The sequence below is a fragment of the Pseudomonas sp. zfem005 genome (assembly GCF_032621735.1).
In the GTDB taxonomy this organism is placed as follows: Bacteria; Pseudomonadota; Gammaproteobacteria; order Pseudomonadales; family Pseudomonadaceae; genus Metapseudomonas; species Metapseudomonas solani.
Genome location: NZ_JAVYJE010000009.1, coordinates 151,194 through 171,778, shown reverse-complemented (window position 1 = coordinate 171,778; position 20,585 = coordinate 151,194). Strand labels below are relative to the sequence as shown.

Below are 20,585 nucleotides of genomic sequence, written 5' to 3'. Positions count from 1 at the left end.
GGTTCCTCCGTTTCAGAGCCTGGGCAGTTCCTTGATCGGGCGGATCTCGATGCAGCCCAGGCGGGCCGGCGGGATCTTCGACGCGATCTGGATCGCCTCGTTGAGGTCCTTGGCATCGATCAGGTAGAAGCCGCCCAGTTGCTCGCGGGTCTCGGCGAAGGGGCCGTCGGTGATCGACAGCTTGTCGCCCTGCAGGCGCAGCGTGGTGGCGGTCGCGGTGGATTGCAGCGCTTCGGCGGCGATGTACTGGCCGCTGCGTTGCAGGCGCTGCTCGTATTCCATGCAGTGGCCGACGATAGATTCGAAGCGCTCGGCGGGCATGGAATCGAGCACGGTCTCGTCGAAGTAGATCAGGCACAGGTACTTCATCATTCGCTCCTTGTTGTGGGGCTTGCATCCATAGTCGAACGACAGCGGGCCGGATCGACAGGCCCGCTGAAAAAAAGTCGTCCAAGCATAGACAGTGATAGTCCGTCCGCCCTTGGCCGGCTCTTCGACCGATTGGTGCTAAGGGGCCCACTCCTGGGAACGGGCGCCTATAACGCGCCCCGTGCCATCGGTTCCGCTAGCGTCGCCGGGCGATCTGCACCGTTACCGGCGCCAGGGGGAAGGTCACCGCCGGCAGCTGCTCGATCACCTCGAAGCCCACTGCTTCCAGCACCGTGACCAGCTCCCCCGGCAGCGGCAGGTAACGGCCCTGCATGCGCAGCCCCAGGTAATAGGGCAGCACCCGCGCCGCATCGGCCGCCTGCCCCGGCACCTCGGCGTGGGCGCAGACCAGGGTGCCGCCCGGGCGCAGCGCCCGATAGATCTTCGCCAGCGCGGCGGGCGGGTCCGGCATGAAGTGCAACACCGACGAGCACCAGACCAGGTCATAGCCGCTGCCGAGGTCGTCGTGCAGCAGATCGCCGCCCCGCGCCTCCAGCCGCCCGCCGAGCCCTGCAGCGCTGATGTTCTCCCGGGCCACGGCGGCGGAATCCGGCAGGTCGAACACCACGCCACGCAACTGCGGGTTGGCGCGGGCCAGGGCGATGGCCACCAGGCCAGGGCCACCGCCCAGGTCGAGCAGCCGCGGCGCGCCGGCGAAAGCCTCCAGGCGCTGGATCAGGGCCAGTGCGGTGTCGACGGTCACGGCCCGCTGTTCCTGGGCGATCTGCACCCGCGCCGCTTCAGCCCAACCACCCGGTGGCGGCCCGGCGGGCACCTCACCGACGAGTCGGCCTTCCAGTTGCGCACCGACCGCCCGCAAGGTGCGCAGGCGGAACAGCAACGCATCACCGCAGTAGCGCGGCGCCTGCGGGTGCAGGTAGCAGGCGGCTACCGCTGTATTGCGATAGGCGCCCTCGCCCACTTCGCTCCGCGACAGCAGGCCCATGCTCCACAGCTGGTCCAGCAGCGCCCGCGTGGGCGATGCCTGCCAGCGCTGGGCGGCGGCGACCGCCGCTGCGTCCAGCGGCTGCTCCAGTGCGGCGAACAGCCCGTGCTCCAGCGCCACCCGCAAGGCGTCGGCACGCACGCTGGCCAACAGGCTGTCCCAGCAATCCTGCAAGGGGTGTATCGATAGGGTTTCCATGGGTGCCTCTCCTCTGTACCGCCGTGCCAGGCGGCGCCCGGCGTTCATGGAGATGCTAGGGGTTATCGAGAATTAGTATCATCCATAGAACTATGGGAAACGGATCGATATCCATGGAATCCGCAGCGCGGCCAACGGAGGCAGGCAGGTGACAAAGGCACAGAGCGGCACAAGGAGCCAGCGGATCACCCCCGCGCAGCTGGCGTCGGACCCCACGCCGCACCCTGGCGGCCAGCGCATCCGCCTGCCCGCCGCATTCGGTGACTGCCGCACGGAGCGCCTGTCGCTGGACGATGGCCTGGCGCTGGTGAGCACGCGCTACCTGCCCAACCGACCGCTGGTGGAGGAATCCATCAACCCGCACCCGGAGCCCATGCTGGTGATCACCTTCGGCCTGCGCGGCCGCTCCGGCTACCTGGGGCGCGAAGGTTCGGCGCTGGCCTTCGACGCCGGGCGCACCACGGTCAGCCGCTTCCACGGCGGCAGCGGCGAACGCCGCTACGACGCGGCGCAGGAAGTCTCGCAACTGCGCCTGCTGGCGGACCGCCACCTGCTCACCCGCTACCTGGGTGCCGAGCGCGCCGGGCAGTTGCTGGGCGATGGCAGCCTGTGCCAGTTGGCCGGTAGCCCCACCGCCCCGGCCAGCGCGGCCCATGTCAACGCCCTGGCCCTCGCCCTGGAACAACCAACGGGCGGCCCGCTGCAGATGCACATCCACGCGCTCAGCCTGCTGGCCATACAACTGGAGGCGCTGGCAACCCCGCCACCCAGCCCGACTGCGCGCTTCAGCCAGGCGGACATCGACCGGCTGCACCAGGCCCGCGAACTGATGCAGGCGCAGCTGGACCAGCCGCTGACCGTCGCCTACCTCTGTGCGGCCGTGGGGCTCAACGCGTTCAAGCTCAAGCAAGGCTTCCACCAATGCTTCGCCACCACCCCCCATCGCCTGCTGCTGGAAATGCGCATGCACAAGGCCCACCTGCTGCTGGAGTCCGGCTGCCAGGTGGCCCAGGCGGCCTGGCAGGTGGGCTATCGCCACCCGAACAATTTCAGCGCGGCCTTCACCGCCTTCTTCGGCAGATCCCCCAAGACCGTGTTCGGCAAACGCCGGCCGGATTGAACGCCATCGAGGCGCACCCGAGCCGGGCTGCGTTGGGCCTCGCTGCGCTCGGCGCCAACCTACGTCACCGCGTTGCTGTGGGTCGGGTGCAACCCGACATCGGCGGTGCAGGGTTTCGCGGGTTTCACCCGCCCTACGGACTTCCACCGCATGGGTTTCGCTCCGCTCTACCCATCCTACGAAAGTCCGTGCACACCACGTGGTGATGCGTTGGGCGAAGAAAGTTGAAGCAGCCGCCAAACGCCCCTTCCCAGGAGGCCGAGCGAATCGTCGTGGAAGGGGTTGAGCGACATGGATGTCGCGAGAGCCGCGATGGGCCAGGGATGGCCCTTCGTGGCGTGCCCCTGGAACGATGATGGAGCGAGGGAAGTCTGGCGAAGCCAGACCCGTATGGAGGGGCAAGCCCTTTTGGTTCCTTTTGAGGCGATTGTCAAAAGGGACTCGCCCGGGGGGGCGAAACCAAAAGCATCAGCAAAACTCGGCAATCAGCTGGGCTCGAAACCCTCTAGCAACACCTAACAATTCATTCGCCAAGCGATGCGCAGCATCGCCGCCCCCATCACCGTTTCCACGCCGGCCAGAAACGAAAAGGCCCCGCCTGAGCGGGGCCTGTTTCCTCCTCGATCACCAGCGGCGCGGGCCGCCGCCGTGCCAGTGACGCGGCGGGCCGTAATAAGGGCCGGGGCCATAGTAGACGGGTTGGGCGACCACCGCCGGCTGGTAGTACACCGGTTGGGCCGGGTAGTAATAGACCGGCGGGGGCGGCGGCGGTGGAGGCGCATAGACGACCGGAGGCGGTGCCACGTACACCGGGGCGGGCTGTACATAGACCGGGGCCGGGCGCGACGCGACGATGGCACCGCCGACAACGGCCCCCACGACCGCCCCGATCACGGCGGGGCCGGCATCATGCCCGTGGGCCGAAGCCTGGCCGGCCAGGGCGGCGGCTCCCAGCAACAGGGCAACCTGGGGCAAACGACGAAACATGACTCCTCCTGTACCCGGTGAAGGAATGGACCGGGACACAGGATCAGACAACGGCGCGGAATCGCCGCTCACTGGCGCTGGGTAAAGGTTGTGTAAGGGTGACCAATGGTGGGCGTCAGGGCCTCGCTGCGATGGCCTGGGCCCAGGCCATGTCGCTGGTGGCCGAGCCGTCGCGCAGCAGCCCCAGGGCCTGCTCCAGGTGCGGTCCACGGATGACCCCGGCGGACGCGAGGAAGGCCAGGGCATCCTCGCGGGCGCGGCTCAGCTTGAGCTGCTTCTCGTCACTGCTGAGGTCGGTGGTGGCGATGATGCTGATCATCGGCGAGACCAGGGTCATGGAGAATGCCGCCTCGAAGGCGTTGGCCGGTTGCTTGCCTTCCGGTGGCGGCTCGGCAGCCTGCACCTGGGTGGCCAGCAGCACGGGCAACAGGGCCAGGGGCCTGGTCAGCATGGGGTCCTTCCTCGGTCGCGGCGCTCAGGGGCGATGGCCGAGGGTGCACCGATGGCAACCGCCGATCAAGCTCGGCGTCAGGCCACGCGCCACGCCTGGGTCAGCACACCGTCGCGCCCGGTCAGCGGGTCGGCCACCGGGGTCGGCACCTGGGCGATGCGCCGCACCGAGGCCAGGTAGCGGTCGGAGCCGGCGCGCTGGATGTCATAGTCCTCCTGCCCGCGCGGGTAGGCACCCACCACGAGAAAATCCTCGCTGGCTTCCAGGCAGCAATGGCCCGTGCCGGCGGGCAGCACCAGGGCATCGCCGGCGCGGACGTGGATTTCCCGTCCGGCCTCGCCACCGAGCATCAGCCAGGCGTAGCCGCTGGCAATGCCCAGGGCTTCGTGGGCGCTGGCGTGGTAATGGTGGTAGTCGAACACCCCGGCACGCCACAGCGGCGCCCAGCGATGGGCGGCGAAGCGCTTCTCGAAGGCTTCGGCACGGTCCACCTGCCCCAGCAGCGCGGCGCGATAGAGCAGTACGGGGAAGCGGCTGTTGGGCGTGCGTCCATCGCCCTCGAAGAACAGCAGCTCGGGCTCGGCGTGTCCCACCCGGGCGGCAACGTAGGCGCGGCGTGCAGGCTCGGTGGCGAAACGGGTCAGGCTGGCAGGCATCTCTCGGTCCTCCGACTCGGTGCTATATGGACGTTGGAAACACCGCCTACGCCGGTGGTTCCCCCGAACCGACCGGGCGGTCACGTTCAACGGGGCGTCACGCCGGTCGCGCGCGGGCGGTGCCGCCCTGCGAATCGCGCCGATGAGGCGCCCGGAATCGTGGGCTGCAGCACGCTTCATCCATCTTCTTGTCGCACCAAATGGCGCCGCTGCGTTCCTATTGCCGAAGCCCGTTGCGGCTGTGCGCGACGGAGGCCCGAAACACCAGTAGACTCCGCCGCTTCGTGCTCCGTTTTACCCGTGCGCCTCGCTAGTGTTGGGCACTTTTTCGTGGTCGAAAACCGAACCGCTCTTCAACGAGCCATCCGACAGGGAGATAACAATGTCCGCCGCCGTTCTAGCCGATCTGCTCAAGCAAAACGAAAAATCCATCCTTGACGAATGGATGGCCGCCCAGCGCAACGCTGGCATCCGCACCGACCTGATTGATGATCGCACCGTGCAGGAGAACTCCCGGGAGCTGCTCAGGGCCCTGACCGCCGCCATCGCCGAAAGCGGTGACGACATCCAGGCAGCCAGCTGGAAGCCCGTGCGCTCGCTGCTTGAGCGCCTGTCCCAGGCCCAGAGCCGCCAGGGCTTCACCCCGTCGGAAACCGCCACCTTCGTGCTCTCCCTCAAGGAGCCGCTGTTCCAGCGCATCCAGGACCGCGGGGAGAACGCCATCGAGCTGATCTGGACCACCACGCGCCTGCTCGACAAGCTCGGCCTGTACAGCATGCAAGCCTTCATGGCCGGCCGCGAAACGGTGATCCGCGAGCAGCAGGAAAGCATGCTGGAACTCTCCACCCCCGTGGTGCAGCTCTGGAAAGGCGTGCTGGCCATCCCGCTGATCGGCTCCCTGGACAGCAACCGCACCCAGGTGGTGATGGAAGCGCTGCTGCAGAAGATCGTCGAGACCGAGTCCGACATCGCCATCATCGACATCACCGGCGTGCCCACCGTCGACACCATGGTCGCCCAGCACCTGCTCAAGACCATCACCGCCGCCAAGCTGATGGGCGCCAAGTGCATCATCAGCGGCATCCGCCCGCAGATCGCCGCCACCATCGTCCACCTCGGCGTGGAACTGGGTGACGTGCTGACCAAGGCATCCCTGGCCGATGCCTTCCAGCTGGCGCTCAAGGAACTGAACGTCCGCCTGGTCAGCAGCGCACGCTGAGGAGTACGCACAGATGGTGGACAGAATCCCGATCCTGAAGATGGGCAAGTACCTCATGCTGACCATCCAGGTGGACATGCATGACCAGCTCGCCCTGGACCTCCAGGAAGACCTCACCGAACAGATCGTGCGGCACAACGCCAAGGGGGTGCTGATCGATATCTCCTCCCTGGAAATCGTCGACTCCTTCATCGGCCGAATGCTTTCCCACATCGCCAACGTTTCCCGCATCCTCGACGCCAAGGTCATTGTCGTCGGCATGCAGCCCGCCGTGGCCATCACCCTGGTGGAGCTGGGCCTCTCGCTGGAGGGCATCGCCACTGCGCTGAATGTCGAGAAAGGCATGCGCTGGCTGGAAAAAACCGTGGCTGACGACGACCTGATCCTGGAGCAAGAGCGTGACGAAGACCGAAACGCTTCCGCTGAAGCAGGAGACTGACATCGTCGTCATCCGCCAACGCGTGCGCAAAGCCGCTGAGGAAGCCAGGCTCGGCCTGATATCCCAGACCAAGGTGGTGACGGCCGCCAGCGAGATCGCACGTAACGCCCTGATCTACGGCGGCGGTGGCGAATGCGTGATCGAGAGCTGCCTGCGCGACGGCCGCGCGGCGGTGCGTCTGAGCATCAGCGACCAGGGCCCCGGCATCGCCGACCTGGAGCGCGCCATGGTGGATGGCTACACCTCCGGCGGCGGGCTCGGCCTGGGCCTAAGCGGTGCGCGGCGCCTGGTGGACGAGTTCGCCATCGACACCCGTCCCGGCGAAGGCACGCGGGTGGAGCTGTGGAAATGGAAATGATCCCCAGCTGCCACCTGCTGCTCGAGGTGTCCGACAGCGCCCATGTGGATGCCGTGCGCCGCACCGTGGTGCGCCACGCCAGCCAGCTGACCGGCGATGAAACCCTGCTCGGTCGCCTCACCGTGGTGGTGCAGGAAATGGCCCGCAACCTGATCAACCACGCCGGCCAGGGCGAGCTGCTGTTCCGCTGCGACGAAGCCGGCCTCGAAGTCACCGCGGTGGACCGTGGCCCCGGCATGACCAACGTGGCCCAGTGCCTGAGCGACAACTACTCCACCACCGGCACCATGGGCGCCGGCCTCGGTGCCATCCAGCGCATGTCCGATGGCTTCGACCTGTTCTCCCAGCCGGGTCTCGGTACCGTGGTGCAGGCCCGCTTCCACCTGGGCCAGCGCCCGGCCGCTGGCGCCCTGCAGGTGGGCGCCGTGTGCACGCCCTACCCCGGCGAGACCCTCAGCGGCGACGCCTGGGCCGTTCTCGGCAACCGCGTGCTGGTCTGCGACGGCCTGGGTCATGGCCATGCCGCCAGCACTGCCAGCCAGAAGGCGCGTGAGGTGTTTCTCGGCCATGACCCGCACATCCCTCTGCAGGCACTGATGGAGCAGTTGCACCGCGCCTTGATGTCCACCCGGGGCGGTGCCGCTGCCATCGCCGAGGTCCAGCCCGCGCAACGCCAGGTGCAGTTCTGCGGCATCGGCAACATCGCCGGCAGCCTGCTTACCGACAAGGCCCGCAGCATGGCATCGAGCAATGGAACGGTCGGCTACCGCATCGGTCGTATCCATACCTTCAGTTATCCCTGGGATGACAGCTCGATCATGATCCTCGCCTCGGACGGCATCAGCACCAAACTCGACCTCAACGCCTATCCTGGCCTGCGCGTTCGTCACCCGGGGGTGATCGCCGCGCTCATCCACCGCGATCACAAGCGCCTCAACGACGATGCGACAGTGGTGGTGGTGAAGAATGGCTAGCGACAAACGCCGCATCACCAGTGTCAGCATCATCAACGAAGTGGACGTGGTCAGCTGCCGCCAGAGCGCCAAGCAGATCGCCGCCTGGCTGGGGCTTTCGCCCCTGGAACAGATCCGCCTGGCCACCTCGGTCTCCGAGCTGGCACGCAACGTCTATCAATACGCCGGCAGCGGGGTGTTCAACTTCGACCTGCGCCTCGACAACCGTGGCCTGGTCAAGGGCATCTGCTTCGATGCGCTGGACAAGGGCGGCGGCATCCCTCACATCGACCGCATCCTCGATGGCAGCTACGTGTCGCCCACCGGCATGGGCGTCGGCCTGCGCGGGGCCCAGCGGTTGATGGACGAGTTCCAGATCGACACCTCGCCCAGCGGCACCCACATCCGCGCCTGCAAGACCGTGCACCCGCCCCGGCCCCTGCCGGACGAGCATTCGATCCAGCAGATCCGCCGCCAGCTGCAAGCCGAAGGCGCCGCCGACCCCTACGTGGAGCTCCAGGTGCGCGGCTCCGAACTGCTGCTGACCACCGCCGAACTGCAGGGCAAGCAGCAGGAGCTGGAAGCCACCAACCTCGAGTTGGAGAACACCAACAAGGGCGTGGTGGCGCTTTATTCGGAGCTGGAGAAGGCCTCCTCCGAACTCAAGGATGCCAGCGAGGCGCGCAGCCGCTTCTTCTCCAACATGACCCACGAGTTCCGCACCCCGATCAACATCATCGAGAACATCTCCAAGCTGCTGCTGAGCGATGTCGACGGGGCGCTCAATGCCGAGCAGAACAAGCAGGTGCGCTTCATCGCCGATGCCGCGGCCGATCTTTCCGGGCTGGTCAACGAGCTGCTGGACCTGGCGGAGGCCGAATCCGGGCGCATGGAGGTGCTTCCCGAGCGCTTCGAGCTCAGCGAGTTCCTCGAACAGTTGCGCCAGTTCACCGGGGCCCTGGCCATGCGCTACCCGCACCTCGGCTGGACGATTCACGAACCGGCCTTCGAGCTGCCTCTGGAGACGGACCGCAACCGCCTGTTCCAGATCATGCGCAACCTGATCACCAACGCCTTCAAGTACACCCGCGAAGGCAGCATCAGCGTGCGCTGCTTCCAGCCGGACGAGCACAACCTGGAGTTCGTCGTGGAGGACACCGGCGTCGGCATCTCCGTGGAGAACCAGGCGCGCATCTTCGAGGAGTTCGCCCGCATCCGCGCGCCCGGCCTGCAGATCCACGGCAACGGCCTGGGCCTGCCCCTGGCCTTGCGCCTGGCCAACCTGCTCAAGGGCGATATCAGCCTCAGCAGCGAACCCGGACGCGGCAGCCGCTTCCACGTCCAGGTGGCGCGCGAGTACAACCAGCGGCAACCGGCGCTGATCAGCCTCGCCGGCACCACCATACTGGTCATCGACGACAGCGCGGCCGACCGCTACCTGATCAACCACCTGCTGCAGCCCTTCGAGCCGGTGATCATCGAGGCGGACTGCGCCAGCGCCAGCATCGACAAGCTGCACGCGGTGCGCCCGGACATCATCATCCTCGACCTCGACCTGCCCGACATCTCCGGTGAGGACCTGCTGGAAAGCATGGACTGGAGCATGCATGCCCGGGTGCTGGTCAACACCGCCAAGCAGATGAATGACGACGAACGCGCCCTCCTCGGCAGCCGCTGCCAGGCGATCCTCGACAAGTCCCAACCCAACCACGCCGAAACCCTGCTGCATCACGTGCAGCGCCTGGCGGGGAGATACCACGATGCGAAATAGACGGATCCTGATCATCGACGACATGGATGCCAACCGTTACGTCTTGCGCAAGATCCTCGCCAGCGAACCCGGTTACGAGGTGCTGGAGGCCGCCAATGGCAGCGACGGCCTGACGAGCCTGGAAAGCGGCGTGGACCTGGTGATCCTCGACATCAACCTGCCCGACATGAGCGGCTTCGAGCTGATCCAGAAGGCCGAGCAGCGGCTCGGCCACGACAAGCTGCCGGCGATCATCAACATCTCCGCCACCTTCATGAGCGGCAAGGACAAGGCGATGGGGCTCAACACCGGTGCCCGCGCCTACCTGACCCACCCGATCAACCCCGACGAGATGCTGGCCACCATCTCCAGCCTGATGAAATCGGACATCAAGCTCGAACACGTCGAGAAGCAGCGCGAGGTGGCCGAGGCGCAAAGCGAGCACCTGCGGGCGGAGAAGATCATGCTGGAGCGCTTCATGCGCTCCTTCAGCCACGACCTGCGCTCGCCCCTGGCCGCCGCCGTGATGGTGGCCGGGCTGATGCAGAAAAACCCGGCGCGGCGCACCGAAGAGATGATCACCCTGCTGGAGGACAACCTCCGGCGCATCGACAAGATGGTCGCCAACATCCTCGACATCTCCCATGTCAGCATGGGCGGCGGCATCCGCCTGATCGGTGAGCAGATGCCCCTGGCCCACTTGCTGGAGGAAGCCGTGGCCAACCTGCGCCTGCAGGTGGAGAACCCGCTCGACCTCCAGGCAGAGGGCGCGGACCAGATGGTGTTCTGGGACAAGCTGGCCTTCCTGCGCATCTTCGACAACCTGGTGCTCAACGCCGCCAAACATGGCGATGCGGGCACGCCAATCGAAGTGTCTCAGCACATGGAAAATGACCAGGTGGTGTTCGAGGTCAGCAACCGGGGCGCCTTCCCCGAGGAAGTGCTGACCAACCTCGCCACCCCGTATTTCATTTCCACCAAGAGCGAAACCAAGAGCTGGGGCCTGGGCCTGCCCATCGTCAAGGCACTCTGCGAGAGCTATGGCGGCAGCGTCTCCTTCGCCAACCAGAACGGCTACGCACGCGTGCGCCTGAGCCTGCCGGCGGCCCTGGTCAGCCCCGCCTGAGCCCGCGAGGGGCGCCGACCCGGCCCCCTCGTTGCTTCCCCCGCACGTTCCCGCTTTCTCACATTCGAGAAAGACCCCGCCTACCGCGTATCATTCTTGAGCCCCTACAAAGCCCCTCGCTAGAGTCCTGAGCTCATGGCCCCGCCATGATCGTCGCTCACCCGGTACGCCGGGAAATCCACCTGTCGCGAGGACCTTGCCATGCACCCTGTACCACCCGCAGCAGCCTCACATCGTCTCGCCCGACACGAGGACAAGCGCCGTGCCTGACATCCGGTACTTTCCCCGCCCGCACTTCGACGTACTCACGCGCGACGCCCGCGCCCCGCATCTCGACCTGTTCGAAGCCCCTACCCAGGCCTCGGCCAGCGCACACGACAGTGAGGAGATACACGTGATGGAAGACCCCTTGCAGTTCCCCCGGCTCGAAGACTTCTCCGAGTACGTACTCGATGTTCGCCCCGACTCGCCCTGCGCCAGTTGCTACGCGCTGGGCAACTACCGCCTGGTGCAGGCCACGCACCTGATCCAGCGCATCCGCGACGAGTCCGACTACTGCGAGTACAGCCACAGGGCCGTGCGCCAGGAGAAACTGCTCTCCGGCCTGGAAGCCCTGCTGCTGGACGCCTACCTGATGTTCCGGCGCTCCGGCCTGGCCGAGCCGGAGGAACGGCGAGGCGAGCCGCCCTACGATTGCGGGGAAGAGCACCCCGCCTACCGCTGAACCCGGGAGGCCTTCGGGCCTCCCTCCCGCCGTTTCGTTTGAGCCTGGAAAGCCACGCCATCAGGACATGGTCCATCGGTTCTACCTGCGAAGATTCAAACCGAGGACGGATGAACACGTGCCGTAGGCTGTGCCGTACGCACCGCCCCACGGTGCTTCCGGCGAACTCCAGGTGCTACGTCCGGGCGCCCTTACAGGCTCCGCGCGATGACCATGCGCTGCACGTCGCTGGTGCCTTCGTAGATCTGGCACACGCGCACGTCGCGGTAGATGCGCTCCACCGGGAAGTCCTTCAGGTAGCCGTAGCCGCCCAGCGTCTGGATCGCCGCCGAGCAGACCTTCTCGGCCATTTCCGAGGCGAACAGCTTGGCCATGGACGCCTCGGTCAGGCAGGGCAGCCCCGCCTCCCGCAGCGCCGCAGCGTGATGCACCATCTGCCGCGCCACGGCGATCTGCGTGGCCATGTCGGCCAGGCGGAAGGCCACCGCCTGGTGCTCGATGATCGGCTTGCCGAAGGTGCGGCGCTCATGACTGTAGTCGCGCGCCGCTTCAAAGGCCGCCCGGGCCATGCCCACCGATTGCGCAGCGATGCCGATGCGCCCGCCCTCCAGGTTGGACAGGGCGATGCGGTAGCCCTCGCCCTCCCCGCCCAGGCGCAGGCTGGCCGGGATGCGCACCCCGTCGAGCTGGATCTGGCAGGTATCGGAGGCATGCTGGCCGAGCTTGTCCTCCACCCGCAGCACCTGGTAGCCGGGCGTGTCGGTGGGCACGATGAAGGCGCTGATGCCCTTCTTGCCGGCGGCCGGGTCGGTCACCGCGAAGACGATGACCATCCCCGCGTGGTTGCCCGAGGTGATGAACTGCTTGGCACCGTCCAGCACGTAGTGGTCGCCATCACGGCGCGCGCGGGTGCGCAGGTCGCTGGCGTCGGAACCGGCCTGGGGCTCGGTGAGGGCAAAGGCGCCGATCATCGAGCCTTCGGCCAGCGGGCGCAGGAAGCGGCGCTTCTGCTCCTCGTCGCCGAACTTGAGGATCGGCATGCAGCCCACCGAGTTGTGCACGCTCATGATGGTGGAGCAGGCACCGTCGCCGGCGGCGATCTCCTCCAGGGCCATGGCATAGGCCAGGTGCCCGGTGGCGGCACCGCCCCACTCCTCCGGCACCAGCATGCCGAGGAAGCCCAGCTGGGCCATCTCGCGCAATGCCTCGGCCGGGAAGCGGTGTTCGCGGTCCCAGTCGGCGGCGAAGGGCTTGAGCCGCTCCTGGGCGAACTGGCGGGCGACGTCACGTATCTGCAGGTCTTGTTCGGACGGAATCATCGGGTTCTCCTTCAGTCCAGGCGCTCGATGGCCACGGCCGTGGCTTCGCCGCCGCCGATGCACACCGAGGCCACGCCACGCTTGAGGCCGTACTGGCTCAGCGCGCCCAGCAGGGTCACCAGCACCCGCGCACCGGATGCGCCGATGGGGTGGCCCAGGGCGCAGGCGCCGCCGTGCACGTTGAGGCGTTCATGGGCGATGCCCAGGTCACGCATGGCCACCATGGGCACCACGGCGAAGGCCTCGTTGATCTCGAACAGGTCCACATCGCCGAGGTTCCAGCCAGTGCGTGCCAGCAGGCGCTGGATCGAGCCCACCGGCGCGGTGGTGAACAGCCCCGGCGCCTGGGCGAAGGACGCGTGGTCGGCGATCCGCGCCAGGGGCGTGAGGCCGCGCTTGTCCGCCTCCGACAGGCGCATCAGCAGCAGCGCCGCGGCGCCATCGGAAATCGAGCTGGAGTTGGCCGCGGTGACGCTGCCGCCCTCGCGGAATGCAGGCTTCAGGGTGGGGATCTTGTCCAGCCGTGCCTTGGGCGGCTGCTCGTCGGCCTCGATGCTACGCAGCTCACGCCCGGCCCGCGCCTGCACCGCCACCGTCTCGGCAGCGAAGCGGCCTTCGGTCAGGGCCTTCTGCGCGCGGGTGAGGGATTCGATGGCGAAGGCGTCCTGCTGCTCGCGGGTGAAGCCGTAGGACTGGGCGCAATCCTCGGCGAAGGTGCCCATCAGGCGGCCCTTGTCGTAGGCGTCCTCCAGGCCGTCGAGGAACATATGGTCCAGCACCTTGCCATGGCCCATGCGATAGCCGGAACGCGCGCGCTCCAGCAGGTAGGGCGCGTTGGACATGCTCTCCATGCCGCCGGCTATCACCACATCGGCGCTGCCGGCCGCCAGCAGGTCATGCCCGAGCATCGCCGCCTTCATGCCGGAGCCGCACATCTTGTTCACCGTCGAGCACACCACGCCCTGGGGCAGCCCGGCACCCAGTGCCGCCTGGCGCGCCGGCGCCTGGCCTTGGCCGGCCTGCAGCACGCAGCCCATCAGCACCTCGTCCACCGCGTCGGCGGCCAGGCCGGCGCGCGCCAGGGCAGCGGCGATGGCGGCGGCGCCCAGCTCGGCGGCGGTCATCTCGCGCAGGTCACCGAGGAAGCCGCCCATGGGCGTGCGGGCGGCACTGACGATCACGATGGGGTCGATCTTCGCGTTCATGACGGGCTCCTTATTTCGCGGCCATGCGCAGCGCGCCATCCAGGCGGATGACCTCGCCGTTGAGCATGGGGTTGCCGATGATGTGAGCGGCCAGGGCGGCGTACTCGTCCGGGCGCCCCAGGCGCGGCGGGAAGGGCACGTCGGCGGCCAGGGAATCGCGCACCTCCTGGGGCATGCCGGCCATCATCGGCGTCTCGAAGATGCCGGGGGCGATGCACATCACGCGGATGCCGGAGCGCGCCAGGTCCCGCGCCAGCGGCAGAGTCATGGCGGCGACGCCGCCCTTGGAGGCGGAATAGGCGGCCTGGCCCATCTGCCCGTCGAAGGCGGCCACCGAGGCGGTGTTGATCGCCACCCCACGCTCGCCCTCCTCGTTCGGCTCGTTGCCGACCATGGCTTCGGCGGCCAGGCGCAGCATGTTGAAGCTGCCGATCAGGTTGACCTCCACCACCCGGCGGAAGCTCTCCAGCCCGTGCACGCCCTTGCGCCCCAGCACCTTCTCGGCGGGGGCGATGCCGGCGCAGTTGACCAGGCCGTGCAACGCGCCAAAGGCTTCGATTGCAGCGGCCACGGCGGCCTGGGCTTCGTCTTCGCGGGTGATGTCGGCGCGCTGGAAGCGGGCCTTGTCACCCAGTTCGGCGGCGCGGGCAGCACCGGCTTCGGCGTTGATGTCCACCAGCAGCACCCGGGCGCCTTGCTGCAGCAGGGTGCGGGCGGTGGCCAGGCCGAGGCCGGAGCCACCACCGGTGATCAGGAAGGTTCTGTTTTCTATCTGCACGTCTAGGGCTCCTTGGTGGTCAGTGGGCGGCACGCGCCTGGGCGCTGGCGACTTCCTGGTTACGCAACAGGAAGCGCTGGATCTTGCCGCTGGGTGTCTTGGGCAGTTCCGCGACGAACTCGATCTCGCGGGGGTAGGCATGGGCGGACAGGCGCTTGCGCACGTGCTGCTGCAGGGCCTCCGCCAGGCCGGCATCAGCGGTATGGCCAGGCTTGAGCACGACGAAGGCCTTGACCAGCTCGGTGCGCTCCGGGCACGGCTTGCCGATCACCGCCGCCTCGACCACGGCCGGGTGCTCGATCAGCGCGCTCTCCACATCGAAGGGCCCGACCCGGTAGCCGGAGGTGGTGATCACATCGTCCGAGCGGCCGACGAAGGCGATGCTGCCGTCCGTGCTCAGCTCCACGGTGTCGCCGCTCAGGTAGTAGTCGCCGACGAAGGCCTTGGTGGTGCCGCCCAGGTAACCGGGGAACCAGAACAGCGGCGAGCGGGCACGGTCGATGGCGAGGATGCCCGGCTGCCCCGCCGGCAGCTCGCGATGGGCCTCGTCCAGCACCACCACGCGGTGGCCGGGCACGGCGAAACCGGCGGCGCCGATGCGCACCGGGTGCGCCAGTTCGTGGTGGTTGCACAGCACCATGCCCAGCTCGGTCTGGCCGTAATGGTCGTGGATGGTGGTGCCCAGGCCCTCGCCGAACCAGCGGATCACCTCCGGGGTCAGCGGCTCGCCGGCACTGCTCACCGCGCGCAGCCGGCCCTTGAGCTCCGGCTCCACCTGCTCCCGCGCCGCCAGCAGCAGGCGGAAGGCCGTGGGCGAGCCGGCCAGGTTGGTGATGCCCAGCTCGCGGATGATCCGGCAGGTGCTTTCGACGCTGAAGCCACCCTCGTAAAAGGTGGTGGCGTGGCCCAGGGCCAGAGGGCCGGTCACTGCGTAGTAAAGCCCGTAGGCCCAGCCCGGGTCGGCCAGGTTCCAGAAGCGGTCGTCCTCGCGCAGGCCCACCGCATCGCGCATGTAGCCGACGAAGGCGAGGATCGCCCGCAGCGGCACCTGCAGCGCCTTGGGCAGCCCGGTGGTGCCCGAGGTGCACATCAGCAGGAACGGATCATCGGCACGGCGCAGCACCGGCTCGAAATCGTCGTCGTGCTGTGCCAGGGCATTCCAGAAGGCGCAGCCAGCCGGCTCGCTGCCACCGACCGTGAGGATCGCCGGCACCTGGGCCACTTCATCCAGCTTGGCGCGGTTGGCGGCGTCCACCACCACCAGGCGCGACTGGCCGCATTGCAGGCGGTGCTCGATGGCCTTGGGGCCGAAGGCGGTGAACAAGGGCTGGTAGACGGCGCCGATGCGCCAGGTGCCGAGGATGGTGACCAGCAACTCGGGCGTGCGCGGCAGCAGGCCGGAGACGCAATCCCCCGGGCCGATGCCCTGTTCGCGCAGGTAATGAGCGAAGCGTGCGCTGGCCTCCTTCAGCCGGGTGAAGGTCCAGTCCTCGCGGCGGCCGTCACGGCCTTCCCAGACCAGTGCCACGCGCCCCGGTTCGGCGTGGCGGTCACAGCATTCGATGCAGGCGTTGAGGGCGTCCGGCGTGCCCGCCAGGGTGCCGGCGAAAGCGTCGGCCAGGTCGAATCGGCGTGCAGCCTCGTGGTAGTCGCGCATGGACGGTGACTCCGCATTGTTCTTGTAGTGAGCGGAATCTTCGGACCGGCGTTGCCCAGGGGCAATGTCGAATGGCGCCAACCTGGGCGAGCGCTTTTGACAACGGCCAGTGGCCAGCTAGCCCGGCGACGGGCTCGGCTGCATCAGCTCGCGGTATTGGCCGGGCGTGGTGCCGGTCCACTTGCGGAAGGCCTTGTAGAAGGCGCTGGCGTCGGCGAAGCCCAGTTCGAAGGCCAGTTCGGCGAAATTACCCTCGCCGCTGTCCAGGCGGGCGATGGCCAGGTCGCGGCGCACCTGGTCCTTGAGTGCCTGGTAGGACTGGTCTTCCAGGGCCAGCTTGCGACGCAGGGTCGAAGGCGCCATGTAGAAATGGCTGGAGAGCGCTTCCAAGTCCGGCCAGCGCTCGGGGCGCAGGCTGCGCAGGTAGGCGCGGATGCGCGCCGCCAGGCTTTGCGGGTCGCGGTAACGCACCAGGATGTTGGCCGGCGCACCGCCGAGGAAGCGCTTCAGTTCGCGCTCGCCACGGCGCACCGGCAACGCCAGGCAGTCGGCATTGAACAGCAGGCGCGTGCGCGGCCGGCCGAAGCGCAGGTTGTCGCTGAACATCACCCGGTAGTCCTCGATGTAGTCCGGCGCCGCGCAGCGCAGGTCGATGGCGAGGATGGCAATGCGCCGCCCGGCCAGCCAGCAGGCCAGGCCGTGGACGATCATCCACAGGGTGAAATAGGCAAAGGCGCGCTGGGACTCGCCCCGCGCCTCCTCCAGCACGATCTCCGCCATGCCGCCCTGGCGCACCAGGCGCGGCGACAGGCCATCGAACACCAGGCCGAGGAAGCCGAGGATGCCCTCCAGCGCATCCCCCAGGTTGGCTTCCTTCAAGGCCGCGCGGGCCATGAAGGCGAAGCTGCCGGACTTCATCCGCCGCGGGTTCATGCCGAAGAACTCATCGTCCATCTGCTGTGCCAGGCCCAGCCAGAGCCGCGCGTACTGCTGCGTGGAGACCCGCCCATAGGGCCGCTCCAGCGCCTCGGCGGCGATCTCGGCGTGCAGCAGCAGCGGCTGCGCATCGAGGCCACGGGCGCGCAGCTCCTGCAGGGCCTCGCGGACCAGCTGGACGGAGATGGTGCCTTTTTCGGTGAGGGTGCCGGTCATGGTTCCCTGGCGCGTGCAGTGGGGAGGCCGATTGTAGAGCGATCACGTCGAGGCGCGCAGCCCGGATGTAGCCCGGGCTTCAGCCCGGGGGGCACCACACCCACCCGAGCCCCCGCATCCGTGCAAACGCGGCCCGCTACAGGTGCTCCAGCACATTCAGCAGGCGCCCCGCCGGGTCCCGCACGAAGAAGCGCCGCACGCCCCAGGGCTCATCGCTCAGCGGGTAGGCGATCTCGGCGCCCAGGGCCTCGGCCCGGCGGTGCACCTCTGCCACATCGTCCACCTCGACCGAGAGCTCCGGCACCGGCGTGCCCGAGCCGCCTTCGCTGGCCAGGCCCAGCTGCGGGCGCATGCGCACGTCCTCCGGGGAGGCCAGGGTGACGATCCAGCCATGGTCCATCACCACATCGAGGTCCAGCAGGCGGCGGTAGAAATCCGCCAGCGCGGCGGGATCGGGGGTGGCGAAATTGGCGACCAGGCGCAGCACCTTCATGGCATCGGGCTCCTTGTTGAAGACCGCAGCAGCATAGCCGTGCAACGGTCGATGTAAAGCGTCCTTGACTCAAAAAAGCGCACCGCATAATGTAAAGCACGCTTTCCATCCGAGGATTCCATCATGTCCCCACGCAAACGCTTCGCCCTGGAGTTCGGCCTCTCCATGACCCTCTACGTCGTCACGGTGGTGGTCACTTCCCTCTTCCTCGGCGACCTGCAGCCGGGCGTCGGCAAGACCCTGCTCGCCGTGCTGCCGGTGATCCCCCTGGTGGCGGTGGCCATCGCCGTGCTGCGGCAGTTGCGCCAGCTTGACGAGATGGGCCGGATGATCCAGCTCGAAGCCCTCGGCATCGCCTTCCTCGGCACCGCGCTGATCACCTTCTCCTACGGCTTCCTGGAAACCGCCGGCTTCCCACGCCTGTCGATGTTCATGGTATGGAGCCTGATGGGCCCGCTCTGGGCCCTGGGCGCCTTCATCGGCACGAGGCGCTACCGTTGATCAACCACGTACGCGAACTGCGCACCGCGGCGGGCTGGTCCCAGGCCGAGCTGGCCGGGCACCTGGGGGTTTCACGGCAGACGGTGAACGCCATCGAAACCGGTCGCTACGACCCCAGCCTGCCCCTGGCCTTCCGCATCGCCAGGGTCTTCACCCTGCCCATCGAGGCCATCTTCGACGCCCCCGAAGACTGACCCGCGCCAACCGGACACAGGGCCGCACCGTGACAGCGGCGGCCCCCACCCCCTATTCTTGCGCCCTCCGCCGCTCCGTCGGACCTTTCTTACCGTTTGCCCAAGGAACTTCCCATGCCCCATGAAGGCAGCCCGTTGCAGGTCGCCGTGGTCTTCCTGCTCGCCGCCGTCCTTGCCGTGCCTCTCGCCAAGCGCCTGCAACTGGGGGCCGTGCTCGGCTACCTGCTGGCCGGCGTGCTGATCGGTCCCTCCGTCCTGCGCCTGGTCAGCGACCCGCAGAACGTCGCCCACCTGTCCGAACTGGGCGTGGTGCTGCTGCTCTTCATCATCGGCCTGGAGCTCTCGCCCCGGCGCCTCTGGGTGATGCGGCGCTCGGTGTTCGGCGTCGGCCTGGCCCAGGTGCTGCTCACCGGCGCGCTGATCGCCGGCATCGCCTACCTGGCCTTCGCCCGTTCCTGGCAGAGCGCCGTGGTGCTGGGCCTGGGCCTGGCGCTCTCCTCCACCGCCTTCGGCCTGCAGATACTCGCCGAGCGCAAGGAGCTGACCAGCCCCCACGGCCGCCTGGCCTTCGCCATCCTGCTGTTCCAGGACATCGCGGCCATCCCGCTGATCGCCCTGATCCCGCTGCTCAGCGGTGCCACCGCCGCCCGCGACGACGGCGGCCAGCTGGCCCACCTCGCCGAGGTGGTCGGCAGCATCGGGCTGGTGGTGATCGGTGGTCGCTTCCTGCTGCGCCCGGTGTTCCGCATCGTCGCCCGCACCGGCCTGCAGGAGGTGTCCACCGCCACCGCGCTGCTGGTGGTGATCGGCACCGCCTGGCTGATGGAGCTGGCGGGCATTTCCATGGCCTTGGGGGCCTTCCTCGCCGGCCTGCTGCTGGCCGACTCGGAATACCGCCATGAGCTGGAAGCCCAGATCGAGCCGTTCAAGGGCCTGCTGCTGGGGCTGTTCTTCATCAGCGTGGGCATGAGCGCCGACCTCAGCCTGCTGCTGGGCCAACCGCTGCTGGTGCTGGGCCTCACTGCGCTGCTGATCGGCCTCAAGTTCCCGGTGCTGTTCCTGGTGGGCCGCAGCGCCGGTGGCCTCACCCGCGAGAGCGCGCTGCGCCTGGGCGTGGTGCTGGCCGCCGGTGGTGAATTCGCCTTCGTGGTGTTCAAGATGGCCCGCGACCAGGGCCTGTTCGATGCGCAGCTGCATGGCTTCCTGGTGCTGGCCATCACCCTGTCCATGGCGCTGACGCCGCTGCTGATCCTCGCCATCAACCGCGTGTTCAAGGCCAAGCCCGCGCCGGTGAACGTGCCGCCGGAATACGAGAAGATCGAAAGCGACTCGCCCCGCGTGGTGATCGCCGGCACCGGCCGCATGGGCCAGATCGTCGCCCGTGTGCTGCGCGCCCAGCGCGTGCCCTTCCTGGCCCTGGACACCTCGGTGGAAACCATCGAGCTGTCCCGCAGCCTGGGCCGCATGCCGATCTTCTACGGCGACCCGCTGCGCCCGGAGATCCTCCGCGCGGCCAAGGTGGACAAGGCCGAGTTCTTCATCATCGCCACCGACGATCCGGTGACCAACCTGAAGACCACCGAGCTGGTGCGCCGCCTCTACCCGCACCTGAAGATCATTTCCCGCGCCCGGGACCGCCAGCATGTGCACCAGTTGCTCGACCTCGGCGCCCTGCCGGTGCGCGAGACCTTCTATTCCAGCCTGGAGATGAGCCGCCAGGTGCTCATCGGCATGGGCCTGGACGAGGAGCAGGCCAATGCACGCATCCGCCGCTTCCAGCGCCACGACGAGGAAGTGCTGGCGGCCCAGCACAAGGTCCATGGCGACGCCGCTGCAGTGATGCAGACCGCCCGCGAAGCCCGTGCCGAGCTGGAAACCCTGTTCGACGCCGACCGCATCGAGGACCAGGGCGTCAAGTAGGCCCCCAACC

Annotated in this window: 22 protein-coding genes; 11 read left to right on the top strand and 11 right to left on the bottom strand. The window is 67.9% G+C overall.

The window, feature by feature from the left end; all coding sequences use genetic code 11:
- Positions 1-12: 12 nt before the first annotated feature.
- Together RTW82_RS20805 and RTW82_RS20800 are read right to left on the bottom strand one after the other, a co-directional pair.
- The gene (locus RTW82_RS20805) at positions 13-369 is read right to left on the bottom strand and encodes a YciI family protein (protein WP_021221023.1); all 357 of its coding nucleotides are present in this window, start codon (positions 367-369) and stop codon (positions 13-15) included.
- 196 nt (positions 370-565) lie between these two features.
- Positions 566-1,573, bottom strand: a complete 1,008-nt coding sequence (locus RTW82_RS20800) for a methyltransferase (RefSeq protein ID WP_316926316.1) — start codon at positions 1,571-1,573, stop codon at positions 566-568.
- A gap of 148 nt (positions 1,574-1,721) precedes the next feature.
- On the opposite strand from RTW82_RS20800, the gene RTW82_RS20795 reads away from it, so the two are divergent.
- A complete protein-coding gene (locus RTW82_RS20795; RefSeq protein WP_316926315.1) occupies positions 1,722-2,693 on the top strand; it encodes an AraC family transcriptional regulator in 972 nt (323 codons plus the stop codon).
- 624 nt (positions 2,694-3,317) lie between these two features.
- Here the strand turns inward: RTW82_RS20795 and RTW82_RS20790 are convergent.
- From RTW82_RS20790 to RTW82_RS20780, 3 genes are all read right to left on the bottom strand, one after another.
- Positions 3,318-3,680, bottom strand: coding sequence for a hypothetical protein (locus RTW82_RS20790; protein ID WP_316926314.1), 363 nt, complete (start codon positions 3,678-3,680; stop codon positions 3,318-3,320).
- A 115-nt stretch (positions 3,681-3,795) separates the two neighbouring features.
- Positions 3,796-4,131 carry a DUF2388 domain-containing protein gene (locus RTW82_RS20785; RefSeq protein WP_316926313.1) on the bottom strand — a complete coding sequence of 112 codons (336 nt, stop codon included), beginning with the start codon at positions 4,129-4,131 and terminating at the stop codon, positions 3,796-3,798.
- A gap of 77 nt (positions 4,132-4,208) precedes the next feature.
- The gene (locus RTW82_RS20780; RefSeq protein ID WP_316926312.1) at positions 4,209-4,787 is read right to left on the bottom strand and encodes a cupin; all 579 of its coding nucleotides are present in this window, start codon (positions 4,785-4,787) and stop codon (positions 4,209-4,211) included.
- 382 nt (positions 4,788-5,169) lie between these two features.
- Here RTW82_RS20780 and RTW82_RS20775 point away from each other — a divergent pair, with 382 nt between their 5' ends.
- The 7 genes from RTW82_RS20775 (at position 5,170) to RTW82_RS20745 (ending at position 11,356) form a co-directional block, all read left to right on the top strand.
- Complete coding sequence (locus RTW82_RS20775; RefSeq protein WP_316926311.1) at positions 5,170-6,006, top strand: STAS domain-containing protein; 837 nt, start codon at positions 5,170-5,172, stop codon at positions 6,004-6,006.
- 13 nt (positions 6,007-6,019) lie between these two features.
- Complete coding sequence (locus RTW82_RS20770) at positions 6,020-6,445, top strand: STAS domain-containing protein (protein ID WP_316926310.1); 426 nt, start codon at positions 6,020-6,022, stop codon at positions 6,443-6,445.
- A complete protein-coding gene (locus tag RTW82_RS20765) occupies positions 6,405-6,803 on the top strand; it encodes an anti-sigma regulatory factor (protein WP_021221031.1) in 399 nt (132 codons plus the stop codon). Before RTW82_RS20770 ends, RTW82_RS20765 begins: the two co-directional genes overlap by 41 nt.
- Positions 6,794-7,777: an ATP-binding protein gene (locus RTW82_RS20760; RefSeq protein WP_031288319.1), complete on the top strand. Its 984-nt coding sequence runs from the start codon at positions 6,794-6,796 to the stop codon at positions 7,775-7,777. Before RTW82_RS20765 ends, RTW82_RS20760 begins: the two co-directional genes overlap by 10 nt.
- The gene (locus tag RTW82_RS20755; protein WP_316926309.1) at positions 7,770-9,527 is read left to right on the top strand and encodes an ATP-binding protein; all 1,758 of its coding nucleotides are present in this window, start codon (positions 7,770-7,772) and stop codon (positions 9,525-9,527) included. Before RTW82_RS20760 ends, RTW82_RS20755 begins: the two co-directional genes overlap by 8 nt.
- Positions 9,517-10,632, top strand: coding sequence for a response regulator (locus tag RTW82_RS20750; protein ID WP_316926308.1), 1,116 nt, complete (start codon positions 9,517-9,519; stop codon positions 10,630-10,632). Before RTW82_RS20755 ends, RTW82_RS20750 begins: the two co-directional genes overlap by 11 nt.
- A gap of 262 nt (positions 10,633-10,894) precedes the next feature.
- Entirely contained in the window at positions 10,895-11,356 is a 462-nt protein-coding gene (locus RTW82_RS20745) for a hypothetical protein (protein WP_021221035.1), read from the top strand.
- A gap of 191 nt (positions 11,357-11,547) precedes the next feature.
- On the opposite strand, the gene RTW82_RS20740 is transcribed toward RTW82_RS20745, so the two are convergent.
- From RTW82_RS20740 to RTW82_RS20715, 6 genes are all read right to left on the bottom strand, one after another.
- Positions 11,548-12,675, bottom strand: a complete 1,128-nt coding sequence (locus tag RTW82_RS20740) for an acyl-CoA dehydrogenase family protein (protein WP_316926307.1) — start codon at positions 12,673-12,675, stop codon at positions 11,548-11,550.
- An 11-nt stretch (positions 12,676-12,686) separates the two neighbouring features.
- On the bottom strand, positions 12,687-13,880 hold the full coding sequence (locus tag RTW82_RS20735; RefSeq protein ID WP_316926306.1) for an acetyl-CoA C-acyltransferase: 1,194 nt from the start codon (positions 13,878-13,880) through the stop codon (positions 12,687-12,689).
- A 10-nt stretch (positions 13,881-13,890) separates the two neighbouring features.
- Positions 13,891-14,658, bottom strand: a complete 768-nt coding sequence (locus RTW82_RS20730; protein ID WP_316926305.1) for a 3-hydroxyacyl-CoA dehydrogenase — start codon at positions 14,656-14,658, stop codon at positions 13,891-13,893.
- A 19-nt stretch (positions 14,659-14,677) separates the two neighbouring features.
- Positions 14,678-16,315, bottom strand: a complete 1,638-nt coding sequence (locus RTW82_RS20725) for an AMP-binding protein (RefSeq protein WP_316926304.1) — start codon at positions 16,313-16,315, stop codon at positions 14,678-14,680.
- 117 nt (positions 16,316-16,432) lie between these two features.
- The gene (locus tag RTW82_RS20720) at positions 16,433-17,467 is read right to left on the bottom strand and encodes an AraC family transcriptional regulator (protein WP_316926303.1); all 1,035 of its coding nucleotides are present in this window, start codon (positions 17,465-17,467) and stop codon (positions 16,433-16,435) included.
- Between the two features lie 136 nt (positions 17,468-17,603).
- Entirely contained in the window at positions 17,604-17,960 is a 357-nt protein-coding gene (locus RTW82_RS20715; protein WP_043244318.1) for a VOC family protein, read from the bottom strand.
- A 123-nt stretch (positions 17,961-18,083) separates the two neighbouring features.
- On the opposite strand from RTW82_RS20715, the gene RTW82_RS20710 reads away from it, so the two are divergent.
- The 3 genes from RTW82_RS20710 (at position 18,084) to RTW82_RS20700 (ending at position 20,575) form a co-directional block, all read left to right on the top strand.
- Positions 18,084-18,461 carry a hypothetical protein gene (locus RTW82_RS20710; protein ID WP_021221042.1) on the top strand — a complete coding sequence of 126 codons (378 nt, stop codon included), beginning with the start codon at positions 18,084-18,086 and terminating at the stop codon, positions 18,459-18,461.
- Positions 18,458-18,655 carry a helix-turn-helix transcriptional regulator gene (locus RTW82_RS20705; protein ID WP_316926302.1) on the top strand — a complete coding sequence of 66 codons (198 nt, stop codon included), beginning with the start codon at positions 18,458-18,460 and terminating at the stop codon, positions 18,653-18,655. Before RTW82_RS20710 ends, RTW82_RS20705 begins: the two co-directional genes overlap by 4 nt.
- A 114-nt stretch (positions 18,656-18,769) precedes the next feature.
- The gene (locus tag RTW82_RS20700) at positions 18,770-20,575 is read left to right on the top strand and encodes a monovalent cation:proton antiporter-2 (CPA2) family protein (protein ID WP_021221044.1); all 1,806 of its coding nucleotides are present in this window, start codon (positions 18,770-18,772) and stop codon (positions 20,573-20,575) included.
- The last annotated feature ends 10 nt before the right edge of the window (positions 20,576-20,585 follow it).

Coding starts and splice junctions, on each gene's coding strand:
- RTW82_RS20805 (WP_021221023.1), bottom strand. CDS start 369: ATGAAGTACCTGTGCCTGATCTACTTCGACGAGACCGTGCTCGATTCC.
- RTW82_RS20800 (WP_316926316.1), bottom strand. CDS start 1,573: ATGGAAACCCTATCGATACACCCCTTGCAGGATTGCTGGGACAGCCTG.
- RTW82_RS20790 (WP_316926314.1), bottom strand. CDS start 3,680: ATGTTTCGTCGTTTGCCCCAGGTTGCCCTGTTGCTGGGAGCCGCCGCC.
- RTW82_RS20785 (WP_316926313.1), bottom strand. CDS start 4,131: ATGCTGACCAGGCCCCTGGCCCTGTTGCCCGTGCTGCTGGCCACCCAG.
- RTW82_RS20780 (WP_316926312.1), bottom strand. CDS start 4,787: ATGCCTGCCAGCCTGACCCGTTTCGCCACCGAGCCTGCACGCCGCGCC.
- RTW82_RS20775 (WP_316926311.1), top strand. CDS start 5,170: ATGTCCGCCGCCGTTCTAGCCGATCTGCTCAAGCAAAACGAAAAATCC.
- RTW82_RS20770 (WP_316926310.1), top strand. CDS start 6,020: ATGGTGGACAGAATCCCGATCCTGAAGATGGGCAAGTACCTCATGCTG.
- RTW82_RS20760 (WP_031288319.1), top strand. CDS start 6,794: ATGGAAATGATCCCCAGCTGCCACCTGCTGCTCGAGGTGTCCGACAGC.
- RTW82_RS20755 (WP_316926309.1), top strand. CDS start 7,770: ATGGCTAGCGACAAACGCCGCATCACCAGTGTCAGCATCATCAACGAA.
- RTW82_RS20750 (WP_316926308.1), top strand. CDS start 9,517: ATGCGAAATAGACGGATCCTGATCATCGACGACATGGATGCCAACCGT.
- RTW82_RS20740 (WP_316926307.1), bottom strand. CDS start 12,675: ATGATTCCGTCCGAACAAGACCTGCAGATACGTGACGTCGCCCGCCAG.
- RTW82_RS20735 (WP_316926306.1), bottom strand. CDS start 13,880: ATGAACGCGAAGATCGACCCCATCGTGATCGTCAGTGCCGCCCGCACG.
- RTW82_RS20725 (WP_316926304.1), bottom strand. CDS start 16,315: ATGCGCGACTACCACGAGGCTGCACGCCGATTCGACCTGGCCGACGCT.
- RTW82_RS20720 (WP_316926303.1), bottom strand. CDS start 17,467: ATGACCGGCACCCTCACCGAAAAAGGCACCATCTCCGTCCAGCTGGTC.
- RTW82_RS20715 (WP_043244318.1), bottom strand. CDS start 17,960: ATGAAGGTGCTGCGCCTGGTCGCCAATTTCGCCACCCCCGATCCCGCC.
- RTW82_RS20710 (WP_021221042.1), top strand. CDS start 18,084: ATGTCCCCACGCAAACGCTTCGCCCTGGAGTTCGGCCTCTCCATGACC.
- RTW82_RS20700 (WP_021221044.1), top strand. CDS start 18,770: ATGCCCCATGAAGGCAGCCCGTTGCAGGTCGCCGTGGTCTTCCTGCTC.